The sequence below is a fragment of the Variovorax stachyos genome, assembly GCF_051400855.1.
Taxonomy (GTDB): domain Bacteria; phylum Pseudomonadota; class Gammaproteobacteria; order Burkholderiales; family Burkholderiaceae_C; genus Variovorax.
Window position 1 is genome coordinate 113,409 of sequence record NZ_JBLFFN010000002.1, and the last position, 17,414, is coordinate 130,822.

At 68.0% G+C, this 17,414-nt stretch carries 17 protein-coding genes; 9 read left to right on the top strand and 8 right to left on the bottom strand.

The features are described 5' to 3' along the window. Window positions 1-36 precede the first annotated feature (36 nt). Together ACMGEZ_RS03775 and ACMGEZ_RS03780 are read left to right on the top strand one after the other, a co-directional pair. Window positions 37-3,330 (top strand): efflux RND transporter permease subunit, encoded by a 3,294-nt coding sequence (locus ACMGEZ_RS03775; RefSeq protein ID WP_436820923.1) that lies wholly within the window; start codon window positions 37-39, stop codon window positions 3,328-3,330. A gap of 39 nt (window positions 3,331-3,369) precedes the next feature. Next, on the top strand, window positions 3,370-4,860 hold the full coding sequence (locus tag ACMGEZ_RS03780; protein WP_436820924.1) for an efflux transporter outer membrane subunit: 1,491 nt from the start codon (window positions 3,370-3,372) through the stop codon (window positions 4,858-4,860). Window positions 4,861-4,867: 7 nt separating this feature from the next. Here ACMGEZ_RS03780 and ACMGEZ_RS03785 read toward each other — a convergent pair whose 3' ends face one another. After that, window positions 4,868-5,095 (bottom strand): hypothetical protein, encoded by a 228-nt coding sequence (locus ACMGEZ_RS03785; protein WP_436820925.1) that lies wholly within the window; start codon window positions 5,093-5,095, stop codon window positions 4,868-4,870. A 152-nt stretch (window positions 5,096-5,247) separates the two neighbouring features. Here ACMGEZ_RS03785 and ACMGEZ_RS03790 point away from each other — a divergent pair, with 152 nt between their 5' ends. The 4 genes from ACMGEZ_RS03790 to ACMGEZ_RS03805 are packed head-to-tail and all read left to right on the top strand — an operon-like array spanning window position 5,248 to window position 9,093. Further along, window positions 5,248-6,717: a cobyric acid synthase gene (locus ACMGEZ_RS03790; RefSeq protein WP_436820926.1), complete on the top strand. Its 1,470-nt coding sequence runs from the start codon at window positions 5,248-5,250 to the stop codon at window positions 6,715-6,717. Further along, window positions 6,714-7,754: a nicotinate-nucleotide--dimethylbenzimidazole phosphoribosyltransferase gene (gene cobT / locus ACMGEZ_RS03795; protein WP_436820927.1), complete on the top strand. Its 1,041-nt coding sequence runs from the start codon at window positions 6,714-6,716 to the stop codon at window positions 7,752-7,754. Before ACMGEZ_RS03790 ends, cobT begins: the two co-directional genes overlap by 4 nt. After that, entirely contained in the window at window positions 7,754-8,551 is a 798-nt protein-coding gene (locus ACMGEZ_RS03800; RefSeq protein ID WP_436820928.1) for an adenosylcobinamide-GDP ribazoletransferase, read from the top strand. Before cobT ends, ACMGEZ_RS03800 begins: the two co-directional genes overlap by 1 nt. Further along, a complete protein-coding gene (locus ACMGEZ_RS03805) occupies window positions 8,548-9,093 on the top strand; it encodes a histidine phosphatase family protein (RefSeq protein WP_436820929.1) in 546 nt (181 codons plus the stop codon). Before ACMGEZ_RS03800 ends, ACMGEZ_RS03805 begins: the two co-directional genes overlap by 4 nt. 10 nt (window positions 9,094-9,103) lie before the next feature. Here the strand turns inward: ACMGEZ_RS03805 and ACMGEZ_RS03810 are convergent, their stop codons facing one another. The 5 genes from ACMGEZ_RS03810 to ACMGEZ_RS03830 are packed head-to-tail and all read right to left on the bottom strand — an operon-like array spanning window position 9,104 to window position 12,785. Next, window positions 9,104-9,619: a hypothetical protein gene (locus ACMGEZ_RS03810; protein ID WP_436820930.1), complete on the bottom strand. Its 516-nt coding sequence runs from the start codon at window positions 9,617-9,619 to the stop codon at window positions 9,104-9,106. A 13-nt stretch (window positions 9,620-9,632) separates the two neighbouring features. Next, window positions 9,633-10,160, bottom strand: coding sequence for a carboxymuconolactone decarboxylase family protein (locus ACMGEZ_RS03815; RefSeq protein ID WP_436820931.1), 528 nt, complete (start codon window positions 10,158-10,160; stop codon window positions 9,633-9,635). Then, the gene (locus ACMGEZ_RS03820) at window positions 10,160-11,116 is read right to left on the bottom strand and encodes a Bug family tripartite tricarboxylate transporter substrate binding protein (protein ID WP_436820932.1); all 957 of its coding nucleotides are present in this window, start codon (window positions 11,114-11,116) and stop codon (window positions 10,160-10,162) included. Before ACMGEZ_RS03820 ends, ACMGEZ_RS03815 begins: the two co-directional genes overlap by 1 nt. A gap of 32 nt (window positions 11,117-11,148) precedes the next feature. Beyond that, window positions 11,149-11,949 (bottom strand): SDR family NAD(P)-dependent oxidoreductase, encoded by an 801-nt coding sequence (locus ACMGEZ_RS03825; protein ID WP_436820933.1) that lies wholly within the window; start codon window positions 11,947-11,949, stop codon window positions 11,149-11,151. After that, window positions 11,946-12,785, bottom strand: coding sequence for an amidohydrolase family protein (locus tag ACMGEZ_RS03830; RefSeq protein ID WP_436820934.1), 840 nt, complete (start codon window positions 12,783-12,785; stop codon window positions 11,946-11,948). Before ACMGEZ_RS03830 ends, ACMGEZ_RS03825 begins: the two co-directional genes overlap by 4 nt. 70 nt (window positions 12,786-12,855) lie before the next feature. Here ACMGEZ_RS03830 and ACMGEZ_RS03835 point away from each other — a divergent pair, with 70 nt between their 5' ends. The 3 genes from ACMGEZ_RS03835 (at window position 12,856) to ACMGEZ_RS03845 (ending at window position 15,767) form a co-directional block, all read left to right on the top strand. After that, window positions 12,856-13,743 (top strand): LysR substrate-binding domain-containing protein, encoded by an 888-nt coding sequence (locus ACMGEZ_RS03835; RefSeq protein WP_436820935.1) that lies wholly within the window; start codon window positions 12,856-12,858, stop codon window positions 13,741-13,743. Window positions 13,744-13,838: 95 nt separating this feature from the next. After that, the gene (locus tag ACMGEZ_RS03840) at window positions 13,839-14,693 is read left to right on the top strand and encodes an alpha/beta fold hydrolase (protein WP_436820936.1); all 855 of its coding nucleotides are present in this window, start codon (window positions 13,839-13,841) and stop codon (window positions 14,691-14,693) included. 96 nt (window positions 14,694-14,789) lie between these two features. Then, complete coding sequence (locus ACMGEZ_RS03845; protein ID WP_436820937.1) at window positions 14,790-15,767, top strand: Bug family tripartite tricarboxylate transporter substrate binding protein; 978 nt, start codon at window positions 14,790-14,792, stop codon at window positions 15,765-15,767. Between the two features lie 21 nt (window positions 15,768-15,788). On the opposite strand, the gene ACMGEZ_RS03850 is transcribed toward ACMGEZ_RS03845, so the two are convergent. Continuing rightward, a complete protein-coding gene (locus ACMGEZ_RS03850) occupies window positions 15,789-16,658 on the bottom strand; it encodes an alpha/beta fold hydrolase (protein WP_436820938.1) in 870 nt (289 codons plus the stop codon). Window positions 16,659-16,733: 75 nt separating this feature from the next. Further along, window positions 16,734-17,372, bottom strand: coding sequence for an endonuclease III (gene nth / locus ACMGEZ_RS03855; RefSeq protein WP_436820939.1), 639 nt, complete (start codon window positions 17,370-17,372; stop codon window positions 16,734-16,736). Between the last annotated feature and the right edge of the window lie 42 nt (window positions 17,373-17,414).

The window sequence follows — 17,414 nt, forward strand, 5'->3', positions numbered from 1 at the left end:
CTGAATCAAGGCGGCATCCCCGAGGGAAACAACATCATGAATTTATCGAAGTTCTTCATCGATCGGCCGATCTTCGCGGGCGTGCTCTCGCTGCTGATGCTGATCGCAGGCCTGATCGCGTTGCGCGGGCTGCCGATCTCGGAATACCCCGAGGTCGCACCTCCATCGGTGGTGGTGCGCGCCCAGTATCCGGGCGCCAACCCGAAGGTGATTGCCGAGACGGTGGCGACACCGCTCGAGGAGCAGATCAACGGGGTCGAGGACATGCTCTACATGGGCAGCCAGGCGACCACCGACGGCGTGATGACGCTGACCGTCACCTTCAAGCTGGGCACCGACCCCGACAAGGCGCAGCAGATGGTGCAGAACCGCGTCTCGCAAGCCGAGCCGCGCCTGCCCGAGGAAGTGCGGCGGCTGGGAATCACCACCGTCAAGAGCTCGCCCAACATCACGATGGTGGTGCACCTGGTGTCGCCCAACGGCCGCTACGACATGAACTACCTGCGCAACTACGCGGTGCTCAACGTCAAGGACCGGCTGGCGCGCATCGACGGCGTCGGCCAGGTGCAGGCCTGGGGCGGCGGCGAGTACGCGATGCGCGTCTGGCTGGACCCGCAGAAGGTGGCGCAGCGCGGCCTTTCGGCCAGCGACGTGGTGGCGGCCATTCGCGGCCAGAACATCCAGGCCGCTGCCGGCGTGGTGGGTGCATCGCCCGGGCTGCCGGGGGTGGACACGCAGCTGTCGATCAACGCGCAGGGCCGCCTGCAGAGCGAAGAAGAGTTCGGCGACATCATCGTCAAGACCAGCGCGGAAGGCGCGGTGACCCGGCTGCGCGACATCGGCCGCATCGAGCTGGGAGCCTCGGAGTACGCGCTGCGCTCGCTGCTGGACAACCAGCAGGCCGTGGGCATCGGTGTGTTCCAGTCGCCGGGCTCCAACTCGCTGCAGATCTCTGCCGACGTGCGCAAGACGATGGACGAGCTGGCGAAGTTCATGCCCGAAGGGCTGGAGTACCGCATTGCCTATGACCCGACGCAGTTCGTGCGCGCCTCCATCGATTCGGTGGTGCACACGCTGCTCGAAGCCATCGCGCTCGTCGTGCTGGTGGTCATCCTGTTCCTGCAGACCTGGCGCGCTTCCATCATTCCGCTGCTGGCGGTGCCGGTGTCGGTGATCGGCACCTTCGCGGTGCTGCACCTGCTGGGCTTCTCGATCAATGCGCTCACGCTCTTCGGGCTGGTGCTGGCCATCGGCATCGTGGTGGACGACGCCATCGTGGTGGTGGAGAACGTGGAGCGCAACATCGAGGCGGGCCTGTCGCCACGCGATGCCACCTACCGTGCGATGCGGGAGGTGTCGGGGCCCATCATCGCCATCGCGCTCACGCTGGTGGCCGTGTTCGTTCCGCTGGCCTTCATCAGCGGGCTCACGGGCCAGTTCTACCGCCAGTTCGCGGTGACCATCGCGATCTCCACGGTGATCTCGGCCATCAATTCGCTGACCTTGTCGCCGGCACTCGCGGCGCTGCTGCTCAAGGGCCACGACGCGCCCAAGGACGCGCTGACCCGCGGCATGGACCGCGCCTTCGGGTGGCTCTTCCGTGGCTTCAATCGCTTCTTCCACCGCGGGTCGGAAGCCTATAGCGGCGGCGTGCGCCGGGTCCTGTCGCGCAAGGCGCTGATGATGGCGCTGTACCTGGCGCTGATCGGCCTCACCTTCGGCCTCTTCAAGGCCGTGCCCAACGGCTTCGTGCCGGGCCAGGACAAGCAGTACCTGATCGGCTTTGCCCAGCTGCCCGACGGCGCCACGCTGGACCGCACGGACGAGGTGATCCGCCGCATGGGCGACATCATGGCGAAGAACCCGAACATCGAAGGCACGCTGTCCTTCCCGGGCCTGTCGATCAACGGCTTCACCAACAGCTCGAACTCCGGCATCGCGTTTGCCATGCTCAAGCCCTTTGAAGAGCGCAAGCGGGCCGACCAGAGCGGGGGCGCGGTGGCCCAGCAGCTCAACGCGGAGTTCTCCAAGATCCAGGATGCCTTCATCGTCATGTTCCCGCCTCCGCCCGTGGAGGGCCTGGGCACCACCGGCGGCTTCAAGCTCCAGCTGGAGGACCGGGGCTCCGTCGGCTACGAGGGCATGGATGCCGCAGTGAAGGCCTTCATGGCGAAGGCGATGCAGGCGCCGGAGCTCACCGGCATGTTCACCAGCTGGCAGGTCAACGTGCCGCAGCTCTATGCCGACATCGACCGCACAAAGGCGCGCCAGCTCGGCGTGCCGGTGCAGGACATCTTCGACACCATGCAGATCTACCTGGGCAGCCTGTATGCGAACGACTTCAACAAGTTCGGCCGCACCTACAGCGTGCGGGTGCAGGCGGATGCGCCGCACCGCGCACGGCCCGAGGACGTCGGCCTGCTGAAGGTGCGCTCCACCTCCGGCGAGATGGTGCCGCTGTCCGCACTGATGAAGGTCAACTCCAGCTTCGGCCCGGAGCGCGCGATGCGCTACAACGGCTATCTCACGGCCGACATCAACGGCGGCCCGGCGCCCGGCTATTCGTCCGGCGAGGCGCAGGACGCCATCGAGCGGATCGCCCGTGAGACCCTGCCCAAGGGGGTCGAGTTCGAATGGACCGACCTGACCTACCAGGAGATCCTGGCCGGCAACTCGGCAGTGATCGTGTTCCCGCTGGCCATCCTGCTGGTGTTCCTGGTGTTGGCGGCGCAGTACGAGAGCCTCACGCTGCCGCTGGCCATCATCCTGATCGTGCCGATGGGCATCCTGGCCGCGATGACCGGCGTATGGATCTCCGGCGGCGACAGCAACGTGTTCACCCAGATCGGGCTGATGGTGCTGGTGGGGTTGTCGGCGAAGAACGCGATCCTGATCGTCGAGTTCGCGCGCGAGCTGGAATTCGCGGGGCGGACGCCCTTCCAGGCCGCGGTGGAAGCGAGCCGGCTGCGCCTGCGCCCGATCCTGATGACCTCGCTCGCATTCGTCATGGGTGTGCTGCCGCTGGTGCTCGCGACCGGCGCCGGCTCCGAGATGCGCTCGGCCATGGGTGTGGCGGTGTTCGCCGGGATGATCGGCGTGACCGCGTTCGGCCTGTTCCTGACGCCGGTGTTCTACGTGGCGCTGCGCAGGCTCACGGGCAACCGGCCGCTGAAGCTCCATGGCGAGGTGCCGCACCTGGCGGGCGACGAGGGCTTTGTCTCGGCAGAGCATCCCGCGGGCCCGCACGGCGGCAACGACAGCGGCGGCTCCGGCTCTGGCGGCGCGGGCCTGCGCCCGATGCCCGCCGCGCCCTTGAACACGCACGACTGATGGCGCAAGCCTGATCGCAAGAAAGCAAGAAAGCGGATCATGAAACTCGATCGAAGCACTTTCACCCGGCCCTGGCGCGCAGCGCTGGCGCCGCTCATGGCGGCCCTGGTGCTGGCCGGCTGCGCCACTGCGACCCCCGAAGCGCCGAGCTTCCAGGCGCCGGCCCAGTTCAAGGAACAGGCCGCGGCGCCGGCCGAAGGCCAATGGACCCGCGCCACGCCCGCCGAGGCGCAGCCGCGCGGCGAGTGGTGGCGCGCCTTCAACGACCCGGTGCTCGACGCGCTGGTCGCGCGTGCCGACGCCGCGAACAACAGCATCCAGGTCGCAGCGGCGCGGTTGGCCGAGGCACGCGCGCTGGCGCGCAGCACCGATGCCGACCGCTCGCCGCAGATCGGACTCGGCGCGGGCGCGAGCCGGCAGCGCGGCCTGGACCGCAACCAGAGCACCACGCCCTCCACGCTGATCAACGCGGGCCTCGATTTCTCCTACGAGCTCGACCTCTTCGGCCGGCTCTCGAAGGCCAGCGATGCGGCCCGGCTCGATGCCGAATCGCGCGCCGGCCTGCTGCAGAGCACGCGCCTGCTGGTGCAGGCCGAGACGGCGCAGACCTACCTGGCGCTGCGCGCGCTCGACGACGAGCGCCAGCTGGTGCGCGAGACCGTCGAGGCCTACCGCGACACGCTGCGCCTGACGCAGCAGCGCCATCGTGCCGGCGACATCGCCGAGCTCGACGTGGCGCGGGTGGAGACCGAGATGGCCTCCACGGAGTCCGAGGCGCTCACGCTGGACAGGCGCCGCGCCGAGCTCGAGCACGCGCTCGCGGTGCTGACCGGCGAACCGGCTTCCAGCTTCGAGATGAAGCCCGAGAGCTGGGCCACGGCGTTGCCCTCGATTCCCGCGGGCGTGCCGGCCACCGTGCTCACGCGCCGGCCCGATGTCTCGGCCGCGCAGAAGGGCGTGCTGGCGGCGCAGGCGCGCGTCGGCGTCGCGCAGACTGCATGGTTCCCCAACATCGCACTGACCGGCGGCGGCGGCTATGCCTCTTCGGAGATCGGCGACCTGTTCAAGTGGTCCGCGCGGTCGTGGGGCATCGGCGCATTGCTGTCGCTGCCGCTGTTCGACGGCGGCCGGCGCGAAGCCGGCGTGCAGAGCGCCAGCGCCCAGCTCGACGGCGCGCTCGCGAGCTACCGCGAGCAGGTGCTCACGGCCTTCAGGGACGTGGAAGACCAGCTCTCCTCGCTGCGCATCCTGGGCGCGCAGTCGGAGGTGCAGGCCAAGGCGGTCGCCTCGGCGAGCCGGGCCACGCAGTTGTCCGACACGCGCTACCGCAACGGCTACATCAGCCAGCTCGACCTGCTAGATGCGCGCCGCAGCGAGCTGCGCAACCGGCGCCAGGCGCTGCAGGTGCGGTCGGCGCAGTACCAGTCCACGGTCGGCCTGATTCGCGCGCTCGGCGGCAGCTGGGGTGACCAGGCCACGGCCGATGCCGCACCTGCGGCGGGCGCCGGGGCGCAGGTGGCGGCGCGCTGAGTCCGGCTCAGCCCTGCGGCTCGGAAGGCGGCAGCGCCTGCGCCAACCGGCGCAGCGCGGCCGCCCCGAGCGCCAGCGCGCTCGAGTAGCTCGTCTGCGGCGCGGCGGCGGACTTGAAGCGGCGGTATTGCAGGATCTCGGATCCCTCGTCGTCGAAAGCTTCGATCAACACCCAGTAGAACTTTCCCTCTTCGCGCTCCTCGATGGTGAGCGCCATGTCGCGTAACGAAGCCATCAACCTTGTTCTTTCTATTGTTGAGAACGAAAGACTACAGTTGTTCATCGTGGCGCAGAACAGATCCATCCAGACGCAAACGTTCAAAGCGTGAAGGACTCGACGATCGGCGATGCGGGTCGGCCTGAGCAGGGCTGAACGACAATCCGCGCATGAATCAAGAGCCGGGGCGGAACAAGGCCCGATGCGTCATGGTGCTGGGCACCACCAGCGGTGCCGGCAAGAGCTGGCTGGCCACCGCGCTGTGCCGCTGGTATGCGCGCCAGGGCTTCAAGGTGGCGCCCTTCAAGGCGCAGAACATGAGCAACAACGCGCGCGTGGTGGCGGGCGGCGAGATCGGCAGCGCGCAGTACTTCCAGGCGCTGGCAGCAGGCGCCGCGCCGGACGTGCGCATGAATCCCTTGCTGCTCAAGCCCGAGCGCGACACCCACAGCCAGGTGATCCTGATGGGGCAGGTGAGCACCGAGCTCACGGCCCTGCCGTGGCGCGGGCGCAGCGAGCACGTGTGGCCGCAACTCGCCCGCGCGCTCGACGAACTGCGGGTCGAACACGACATCGTGGTGATCGAAGGCGCCGGCTCGCCGGCGGAGATCAACCTGATGGACAGCGACATCGTCAACCTGCGCGTCGCACGCCATGCCGATGCGCGCTGCCTGCTGGTGACCGACATCGACCGCGGCGGCGCCTTCGCGCACCTCTACGGCACCTGGGCCCTGATGCCCGAGGCTGACCGCGCGCGGCTGGCCGGCTTCGTGCTCAACAAGTTTCGCGGTGATGCTTCGCTGCTCGCGCCCGCGCCCGAGCGCCTGCAGGCGCTGACCGGAGTGCCGACCGTTGCTACCTTGCCGATGTGGTGGCAGCACGGCCTGCCCGAGGAGGACGGCGTCTTCGACGAGCGCAGCACGGCGGCCGGCGCGGTGCGCTTGACGGTCGCCGTCGTCGCTTGTCCGCGCATCAGCAACCTCGACGAATTCCAGACGCTCAAGAACGTGGCGGGCGTGCGCCTGCGCTGGGTGCGCAGCCCGGCCGAGTTGGCCGGCGCAGACTGGGTCGTCCTGCCCGGTTCCAAGAACACCAGCGGCGACCTGGCCTGGATGCGCGCCCAGGGGCTGGACCGCGCCGTGGCGGACCATGCGGGACGCGGCGGTGCGGTGCTCGGCATCTGCGGCGGGCTGCAGATGCTGGGCGAGGCGTTGATCGATCCGCATGGGGTCGACGGCAACGGCCCTGGGCTGGGCCTGCTGCCCCTGGTCACCGTGTTCGAGCAAGACAAGACCGTGCGCCTGCGCGAGGCGCGCTTCGGCGCGCTGAAGGGGCCATGGGCCGCCTTGTCGGAGGTGACCATGCGCGGCTACGAGATCCACCACGGCCGCACCGCGCCGCATTCCGCCATGGCCGCGGCCGGCGATCGCGCCGCGGCGGTGATGGCGGAGGACCTGGCCTGGCAGAACGCGCAGGGCAACGTGCTGGGCCTGTACCTGCATGGCCTGTTCGAGGACCCTGCCGTGCTGCAGGCACTCTTCGGTGCGCGGGCACGTACGCTCGAAGCCGTGTTCGACGGACTTGCCGACCACATCGATTCCCACTTTGAAGCGGGCGCGCTGCGCTCCCTGATCGAATGACGCTTGAACTTCCCGCCGTCGAGTCCATCGACGACTCCGCGCTCGCCGCGCGGCTGCAGCACCTGCTGGACCACAAGACCAAGCCGCTCGGCGCGCTGGGCCGGCTCGAAGCCCTGGGCCTGAGGCTGGGGCTGATCCTCGGCAGCGAGGCGCCCGCCCTCACGGCGCCGCAGATGCTGGTGTGCGCCGGCGACCATGGCCTGGCGGCGCGCGGCGTCTCGGCCTATCCGAGCGACGTGACCTGGCAGATGGTCGAGAACTTCCTCGCAGGCGGCGCCGCCGTCAGCGTGCTGGCGCGACAGCATGGGCTGGCGCTCACGGTGGTGGACTGCGGCGTGCGGCATGACTTCGAGGCACGCGAAGGCCTGCTGGTGCGCAAGATCGCGCCCGGCACCGACGACGCCTCGGCCGGTCCGGCCATGAGCCTCGCACAGTGCGAAGCGGCCATTGCCAACGGCATGGCACTGGTTCGGGAGTTGCCGGGCAACGCACTGCTGCTGGGCGAGATGGGCATCGGCAATAGCTCGGCCGCCTCGCTGCTGCTGTCGCGGCTGGCCGGCCTCGACATCGATCTCTGCACCGGCAGCGGCACCGGCCTCGATGCCGCCGGACTCGCGCGCAAGCGCGGGCTGCTGCGCGAGGTGCTGGCGCTGCATGCCGACGCGGGTGGGCCGCTGACCGCGCTCGCGGCCTTCGGCGGCTTCGAGATCGCCACGCTGGTCGGTGCGGTGCTGCAGGCGGCCAAGGAGCGGCGCGTGATCGTGGTCGACGGCTTCATCGCCAGCGCGGCGGTGCTGGTGGCGCAGGGCTTGCGCCCGCACGTGGTGCAGCGCTGTGTTGCGGCACATGAATCGGCCGAGCCGGGGCATCGGCTGCTGCTCGAAGCGCTCGGCCTGGAGCCCTTGCTGAAGCTGGACTTGCGCCTGGGCGAAGGCTCGGGTGCCGCGCTGGCTTGGCCGCTGCTCGAATCGGCCTGCCGTATCGTGCGCGAGATGGCCAGCTTCGAATCGGCGGGCGTGTCACAGCGGGAGGCTTGATGGCCGGGCTGCGCCATTTCCTGCTGGCGCTCCAGTTCTTCACGCGCGTGCCGGTCACCGGGCGGCTGGCGGCCTGGGTGGGCTTCAGTCCCGCGATGCTGCGGGCGAGCGCTGCGCATTTCCCGGGAGTCGGTTGGCTCGTCGGCGTGGTGGGGGCGGGCGTGTTCCTGCTGGCGCAATCGGGCCTGCCGGGCATGGCCGGTGCGCTGGCGGCTGCGCTGCTGTCGACCATCGCCACCGTGTGGCTGACGGGTGCCTTCCACGAGGACGGGCTGGCCGATGTGGCCGATGGCCTGGGCGGCTCCGCAGATCGCACGCGTGCGCTGCAGATCATGAAGGACTCGCGCATCGGCGCGTTCGGTGCGCTCGCGCTGGTGCTCGCCCTGGGATTGAAGATCGCGCTGCTGGCCGTGCTGGCGGGGCAGGGTGCGATGAGCGCCGCTACCGCGTTGATGGGCGCGCATGTCCTGTCGCGACTGGCGCCACTGTTCCTCATCCGGTGGCTGCCCTATGTGGGCGACGAGGGTGCGGCGAGCAAGTCCAAGCCGCTCGCAGATGCGATCGGCGGGGGTGCCTTGCTGGTGGGCGTGCTGTATGCGCTGCCGGCCGTCCTGCTGCTGCTGTTCACGCAGCCGCTCGTCCAGGCCGCGGCTGCCCTGGTCGGGTGCGTGCTCGCTGCGTCGTACATGGCCTGGCTGCTCGCGCGCCGGCTGCAGGGCTTCACCGGCGACGGGCTGGGCGCCACCCAGCAGCTGTGCGAGCTGGCCATCTACCTGGCGCTGGCCTGGCAGATATGAAACTCGGTCTCGTGCGCCACGCGGAAACCACCGCAGTGCCCGGCTCCTGCTACGGCCGCACCGACGTGGGCGTGCCGGCGGAGGCCACACGCGCCATCGCCGAACGCATCGCGCCTTCGTTGGCCGCAGGCATCGAGCTCGTCAGCTCGCCCCTGCAGCGCTGCGCCCTGCTGGCGCAGGCCATCGCCGCGCTGCGCCCCGAGCTGCCGCTGCGCGTCGACCCGCGTATCGCCGAGATGGATTTCGGCGCCTGGGAAGGTTGCGACTGGCGCAGCATCGCGCGCGCCGAGTTCGACGCCTGGACCGGCGCCTTTGCCGACACGCGCCCGGGCGGCCATGGCGAGAGCACGCGCGAGTTCATGGCGCGCGTGGGTGAAGCCTTCGACGAGTGGAATGCGGCCGGGCGCGATGCGCTGTGGATCACCCATGCCGGCGTGATCCGCGCCGTGTGGCTGCTGCGCGATGGCGTGCGCTGCGCCGAGCGCGCCGACCAATGGCCATCGCGGCCGATCGCGTTCGGCGAGTGGGTGGTGGTGGAGTGACATGCCCGCTTCATCCTCTGCGGAACATGGTGCGTCGCGTGTTCCGGAACGCCGGCCGGACCCGCGCGCTCCAGGCGGTGCCGCGGACCGCAAGCCAGGCAGGGCTGCCCAACGCCTCCGGACTCACGAGGTCGTAGCAGGCGTAGTAGCGCGGCGAGCCTGCTGCATCGAGGTAGCGCGCGGCTCGCACAGTGCCGGCAACGGACGCCAGGCCGGGCAGATGCTCCTGTGCGTACCAGTCGTTGAGACCGTCCTCGTGTCCGGCCAGCACATCGGTTTCGACGACGTAGTGGTAAGGCGCGGGTTGGCCGGAGGAAGCTCCATCGAGCATCTGAAGGCACTGCAAGCGGTGCATTCCCGTGCCCGTCGCATCTTCTGGAAATCCCAGGTCGCCAGGGACGTAGATGTAGGTCCAGGGGCCCTCCATGGCTCGCCACCGCTGCATGCCCGCGGCGGCCCGGAGGGGACGAGGAATCTCACCGGCCGCGGCGGATGCGTCATGCTTGAGAAGCCAGAGATCTTGCATGTCCCCGCGTCCTTCAGTGCGAGACGTTGAGCGCCACGAGCAGGCGCGACACCATGTTGTACGCCGCTACCGTCGCCACGATCTCGACCACGCCCTTGGCATCGAAGTGCTCCTGGATCCTGGCCATGAGCGCATCCGGCACCTTGACATCACGGGTCATGGCATCGGTCAATTCGAGCACCAGGCGTTCGAGAGGTTCGAACACGTCGGCGATCGCGCCGCTTCGCACGGCATCGATCTTGTCCGCGCCGACGCCCGCCTGCTGCGCATGCGGCACATGGGCGTCGAACTCGAAGCTGGCGCCATTGAGTACCGCGACGCGAAGGATGATCAGCTCACGCAGATCCGCGGGCACGCCGGTCTGGTTGCGCACGGCGGTGAGCATCCGCTCCCAGCCCGACGCGACCGGCCCGCTGTTGAGGAGGACCTGGTACAGCAGCGACACGCGACCCCGCTCGGCCATGATGCGGGCCTCGACCTCCGCCAGCTCGGGCCGTGTGCCGGGCCGGACGAGAGGCACGCGAATGTGGGTGTTCGTCATCATTCGGCCTTGATGTTCTTGGTGCGGATCAGCTTCGCCCATTTGTCGGTGTCCTGCTTCTGGATCGCTGCCAGTTCCTGCGGCGTCGATCCGGCAGGCTCGGTGCCCGTCTTCAGCAACTTTTCTCGCACGGCCGGATCGGCCAAGGTGTTGCGCACCGCCTTGTTGAGCGCCGCGATGACCTCCGGCGGCGTCTTGGCCGGGGCGAAGAGGGCATACCAGTTGTTCGTGTCGACGCCACGGATACCTTGCTCTTCCAGTGTCTTCACGTCCGGCAGGGAAGGGTGGCGCTTGCTCGAGGCAACGCCGAGCGCCTTGAGCCGCCCGCCTTGCAGGTGTCCCAGCAGGCCCGGGACGTCGCCGAAGAAGCCGCCGATCTGGCCACCCATCAGGTCGGTGATCGCAGGCGCGGCACCCTTGTAGGGAATGTGGAGCAGCTTGGCTCCGGTGGAGTCGGCCAACTGCTCGATGGCCAGGTGGGGAATGCTCCCGGTGCCGGAGGAGCCCATCGGTATCGGGTCGGCCCTCTTCTTCGTCGCCGCGACGAACTCGGCTGCGTCCCGGGCAGGGTTGCCTTGCTGCGTGACCAGCAACTCGACGTTGTTGACGACCAGCGAGACCGGAGCGAAGTCGCGCTGCATGTCGTAGGGAAGCTTCTCGTAGAGCGACGCATTGATCGCTGCCGCGCCGACGCTGGTGAACCAGAGCGTTCCTCCGTCGGGCACCGACTTCATGACGTCGACGGCGCCGATCGCACCGTTGGCACCGGGCTTGTTGTCGACGATGACGGTGCGCCCCAGCTCCTTGCCGAGCTGCTCCGAAAGGGCACGGGCGACCGAGTCGACGGGCCCGCCGGCAGTGAACGAGACCACGATCCTCGTCGTCTTCGGCTGCGCGTGAACAGCGGTGCCCAAGCCAAGGGCGAGGACCGCGGCGAACAGATGGCGCTTGACCATGAATGTCTCTCTTCTTCGTGTTGCGTGAACGTTCAGTCGCAGCGTGCGGTCATGCCGCCGTCGACGACAAGCTCGGTCCCGGTGATGAACCTGGCCTCGTCGCTGGCGAGGTACAGCACCGCGCTGGCCGTGTCCCGGCCATCGCCCATGAAGCCGATCGGAATGCGTCTTTGGCGCTGCGCCAGGAGGGCGTCGACATCCCCGCCCGCGCGTTGTTTCGCAAGGCGGGTCTCGACCATCGGCGTGTGCAGCTGGCCTGGCACGACGCAGTTGACGCGCACACCCTGGGCGGCATGCTGCACTGCGACCACGCGGGACAGGTGAATGACCCCGGCCTTGGTAGCGGCGTAGGCGACCTGCGCGCTTCCGGTCCAGCGCAGGCCCGAGGTGGAGGCGATGTTGACGATCGAGCCGGCGCCTTTGGCGAGCAGGATGGGCAGCACGTGCTTGCAGGTCAGGAAGACGCTCTTGAGATTGATGTCGATCTGGGAGTCCCATACCTCTTCGGACAGTTCGACCGGGCCGCCGGCGGCGGAGCCGCCGACGTTGTTCACCAGCACGTCGATCGTGCCGTAGGTCTCGACGCAAGTGGCTGCCATGGCGGCCACGCTGTCGCTGCTGGTGACGTCGCAGACCCACGGCGTGATCGACGCGCGCGCCGCGCCGGCCAGTTCGAGCGTCTCGTCGAGCCGGGCGCGATCGCGGTCTACCGCCAGCACCTTGGCGCCTTCCTCCGCGAGCCGCACCGCGATGGCCCGGCCGTTTCCCCAGCCGGCACCGACACACCCGGCGCCGGTGACGATGGCAATCTTGTTGTCGAAGCGAAGGCTCACGCGGTGTCTCCAAAGTGGTAAAGGCGTTCAGGATTGCGCACCATCAATGCATGGCGCGCGGTCTCCGTTGGTGCGATCTCGTCGATCAGGTCGACCAGTTGCTGCTCGTCGGGTTCCGGGCCCGCGTGATTGGGGTGGGGCCAGTCGTTGCCCCACACCACCCGATCGCCGAACTCGGCGACGAGCGTCCTCGCGAAGGGCTGAGCGTCGGCATAGGGCGGGCCGAGGCGTGTGATCCGGTCCATGCCGCTGACCTTGACCCAGAAGCGTTCATCGGCCATGAGCTTCAGCAAGGCCTGGAAGTCGGGCTGGTCCATGCCGCGTGCCGCGTCGATGCGGCCGATGTGGTCGATCACCACGGGCGTCGGGCACCGGCGCAATGCCGGTCCGAGATCGGTCAGCAAGGCCGGGTCGCCGTGGATCTGCAGGTGCCAGCCGAGCGGCGCGAAGCGAGCGGCCAGCGAAAGCACGTCTTCGATCGGCGTATGCCGACCAAGATGCCCCATGAAGTTGAAACGCACGCCGCGAAAACCTGCCGCGTCGAGCCTCTTCAGCTCTGCGTCCTGCACTGTGGTCGGCAGCAGCGCGATGCCGCGGTAGCTCGATGGCCGCGAGGCGACCGCATCTTCGGTCGCGCGGTTGTCGAATCCGTGGCAAGCGGACTGCACGACCACGCAGCGCTCGAGACCCAGGCGATCGTTCAGCGCGTAGAGCTGCTCCTTCGGAGCATCTTCCTTCGGCAGGAAGGTGGCATCGGCAGCATAGGGAAAGCGCGTTCGGGGGCCGAAGACGTGGCAATGCGCATTGCAGGCACCGGGAAAAAGGGGAGAAGGCATAGCGCCAGTGTCGCGATGCCAGCGCTTGGCGGTAAGGACGTCTCTCCTATATCAGCTATGCTTTTCGGCTATGGAAATCCGCCAGTTGCAGTACTTCGTGACCGTGGTCGACGCAGGCAGTTTCAGCCGCGGCGCGGCGGTGCTGAACCTGGCGCAGCCCAGCCTGAGCCGGCAGATTGCCCTGCTGGAAGCCGATGTCGGGCAGCGCCTGCTCGTGAGAACCGGGCGCGGCGTCACGCCGACCGAAGCGGGTACGGCGCTTCTCGTCCATGCGCGAGCAATGCTCGACATTTCCCGGCGCGCGCGCGACGAGTTGCGGGAAATGGATGAAAGCCCGGGAGGCCGGATCGTGGTCGGAATGCCGCCGCGGGTCGCCCTCGGCCTGAGCACGCCACTCATCCAGCGGTTCAGGGAGCGGTTTCCGCGCGCGGTGATCACCGTGCTGGAGGGACTGAGCGTGGCACTTCGTGAGTCGCTCATCGCGGGCAAGCTCGACCTGGCACTCCTCTTCGACCCCGCGCCTTCCCCGCAGCTCGCGTACCAGCCCCTGATGCGCGAAAAGCTCCTGCTGGTCGCGCCACCGAACAGCAAGCTGCCGCCGCGGGTCAGCCTGGCCTCGCTGCCCAGCTATCCGATGGTGCTGCCCAGCGCCCCCAATGCGATTCGGCACCTGCTCGACTCCGTGCTCGTGCCGCGCGGAATCCAGCTCCAGGTGCTCGCCGAGGTGGGCGCGGTTCGAACCGTGGTCGCGCTGGTGCAGACGGGGGTGGGCTGCACCGTGCTTCCGGAAAGCGCCGTGGGTTCGAGCGGCGATGAACTGCTGCCTCGGGCACCGATCGGGCCACCGAGCATCTGGAATGCGCTGGTGCTCGCCACCCCGAAGGCGCGTCCGGCCACGCGTCTTGTGCGGGGAACGGCGCAGCTGCTGCAGGAGCTGGATTTTCGCCGGCGGCACTGACGATGAGCGCGAGTTCCGGGACATAGCCGCCGGACATAGCTGATATAGGTTCCATGCCCTTCCCGATGCAGGTGGCGCCGAAGAGACTCGCTGCCATGCCCATCGAAACCCAAACGAATCCTGTTCGGCAGGCGCCCTCGCAAAGCAAGCTCGTCTCTTACCGCCCCGACCTCTCAGGCGATGAGATCCAGATCGAGTTCAACGACGAAGGTGCAGGTCCGGTCATCTGCATTCTGCCGTCGCTGGCGCGCTCCGGACGTGACTACGACGAAGTCGCCGCCAGGCTGGCAGCCGCCGGGTTCCGTGTACTGCGCCCCGAGCCGCGCGGCGTGGGCTTGAGCCGCGGCCCCATGGAGAAGCTCGATCTCCACGACTTTGCCGCCGATGTGGCTGCGGTCCTCGACCACGAGGCGACCGGACCGGTCGTCATCGTCGGACATGCATGGGGCAGTCAGCCGGCACGCACGCTGGCGGCGGATCGTCCCGATCTTGTGCGGGGCATCGTCATGGCGGCGGCTTCCGCAGGAAAGCTTCCTCCGGGGTCCACGGAAAAGCCGTACAGCCGGCTTCGCGATGCGATCGACGGCGCTGGCGACCTGAGCCTCTCGACCAGCCAGCGACTGGAATGCCTCCGCAGGGCCTTCTTCGCGCCGGGCCATGACCCGAGCGTCTGGCTCGACGGCTGGTTTCCGGCCGCACATGAAGCGCAAAGCCGGGCGCGCGAGATGACGCGGATCGACGACTATTTTTCCGGTGGCGAGAGCGCGCCCATCCTGGACCTGCAGGCCGAGCACGACGCCGTCGTCATTCCCGGCGTGATGAAACCGTACCTCGGAGATCGAGTCACGGTCCAGGTCATCCGCGGAGCAGGGCATGCGATGGCCCCCGAGCAGCCGCAGGCGATGAGCGATGCCATCGCCGACTTTGCTCGCAAGGTCTATTCGAGGTAGCGCATGTCGCGCTTGCCGCTATCTGGCGGCCCCGTTTTGCAACCGACTGGCAACGGCCGGCATCTGGCTTTCCCATACTGATCAAGGAGACATTCCGTGTTGAAAAGAACTGTCCTACTGGCGAAACTCGCATTGCTGGGAGTCACCCTCGCGGGTGCCCACGTGTGCATGGCAAACGACTATCCGAACAAGCCGATCAGGATGGTCATTCCCTACACACCGGGCGGATCGATCGACACCATCGGTCGCATGGTCGCGGACCAGCTGCAGAAACAACTGGGGCAGCCCATCGTGATCGAGAACCTGCCTGGTGCGTCGGGCGTGTTGGGGTCGCTGAACGTCAGGAAGGCCAAGGCAGACGGCTACACCCTGCTGTTCAATGCCTCCAGCCAGGTCTACATGCCGCTGGTCGTCGCGAAGAAGACCTACGACGCGGAACAGGACTTCACGCCCGTGGGGCAGATCGGCTACGTGCCGCTGGTCGTCGCCGTGAACAACGATGTTCCGGCGAAGAACCTCACCGAATTCGCCGCGCTGGTGAAGGCGAACCCCGACAAGTACACCTGGGCGACCTCGGGCCTGGGAACGACCAGTCACCTGAGCGAGGAGATGATCAACCGCGCGCTGAAGCTCAAGATGGAAATCATTGCCTACAAGGGTGCGGTGCCGCAGCTCACGGATGTCGTCGGCGGCCACGTATCGGCCGCTGTTTCGCCCATGCCTGGCGTGCGCTCCTTCGTTCAGGCGGGGCGGCTGCGTGCGCTCGCCGTCACCAGCAAGACCCGCGTGGGCATCATGCCTGACGTGCCCACCGTGGCCGAGAGCGGCATTCCTGGTTTCGAGCTTCTCTCGTGGTATGGCATCTGGGGCCCGGCAGACATGCCGGCGGCCGTGACGAACCGGCTCAACGCCGAGATCGCCAAGGCGGTCGACACGCCGGCGCTCAAGACCAAGTTCGCAGAGCTGTCCTTCGTTCCTTCGAAGTCGAACCCTGAACAGTTCAAGAAGTTGATTCGCGAGGACCTCGCAAGAATCGGTCAGGCCGTCAAGGACGCGAACATCAGGATCGACTAGTGTGCCGAGCTGGAAGTTCGTTCAAGGTGCATGCACGCGGGCAAGGAAGTCGCGCACCAGCGTGACCACCTCGTCGAGGTTGGTCTCCAGCAGCCAGTGCCCGCCATCGAGCAAGTGCAGCTCGGCATCAGGCAGGTCGCGCAAGTAGGCTCGCGCGGATTTCTCGGGCATGTAGTGGTCCTGCGGGCCCCATACGATGAGCGTGGGAGGCTTGTGCGCGCGCAAGTACTCCCGGTGTTGCGGGAACCAGGCGCGGTTCTGCTTGAGACCGGCGATGAGCGACACCGCAACCTCGCGGCGCCGGGGTGTCATCAGCGACCAGTGCAGCGTCCACAGGTCGGGCGGGATGCGCTCCACCAGGTCGGGGCGCACGTTGTTGAGGAACTCCTCCTTGAAGGTCTCCTCGTTCACCGATTCTGCCAGGGCGGCGCGCATGGCCTCGGGCGGCAGCGCCCAGGTCTTCTCGATGTCTGCGTACTTGGGGCCCAGCGCATCCTCGTAAGGGATGTCGCCGTTCTGGATGATGAGCGCCGTGACGCGTTCGGGCGCCAGGATGGCCAGGCGCGCGCCGATCGGTGAACCGAAGTCGTGCAGCCACAGCGCGAAGCGCGAGACGCCCAGCGCATGCACGAAGCCGTCCAGGAAGCGAGCATAGCCATCGAAGCTGTAGTCGAAGTCATCGGGCGTGGCACTGTGGCCCGAGCCGGGATAGTCGGGTGCCAGCAGGCGCCAGCGGTCCGCCATGCGCGGCATGAAGTTGCGGAACTCGTAGGACGAGCAAGGGTAGCCGTGCGGCAGCAACACGACGGGAGCGTCCTGGGGGCCCGCTTCGCGATAGAAGATGTCCACGCCGTCGACGACGATGCGGCGGTGTCGAACCTGTGTATCCATGGCCTGCATTGAAGAGTGGTCGATCAGGCCCAAATCCTACGGCCTCGCGCGCGAATGAGGAAGGCGGGCCCTGACTCAGGGCGGCGGCGTCTTCGGCTTGTAGTCGCAGTAGGGCGCCACCGCGCACTTCCAGCAGAAGGGCTTGCGCGCCACGCAGACGTAGCGGCCATGCAGGATCAACCAATGGTGCGCATGCAGCCGGTAGGCCGGCGGCACGCGCTTCTCCAGCTTGAGCTCGACCTCCAGCGGCGTCTTGCCGGGCGCCAGGCCGGTGCGGTTGCTAACGCGGAAGATGTGCGTGTCCACGGCCATGGTGGCTTCGCCGAAGGCGACATTGAGCACCACGTTGGCGGTCTTGCGGCCCACGCCCGGCAAGGCCTCGAGCTCGGCGCGGGTGCGCGGCACCTCGCCGCCATGGCGCTCGACCAGCATGCGGCAGGCTTCCATCAAGTGCTTCGCCTTGCTGCGGTACAGCCCGATGGTCTTGATGTAGCTCTCCAGCCCTTCGATGCCGAGGTCGAGAATGGCCTGCGGCGTGTTCGCGACCGCGAACAGCTTTCGGGTCGCCTTGTTCACGCCCACGTCGGTGGCCTGCGCCGACAGCAGCACGGCGGCCAGCAGCTCGAAGGGGGTGCTGTATTCCAGCTCGGTCTTGGGCTCGGGGTTGGCGGCCTGCAGGGTGGCGAAGAAGGGCTCGATGGCTTCTTTTTTCATGTGGGCGGCAGTGTATGCATGTTGTGGCGGCCTGCACCGAAC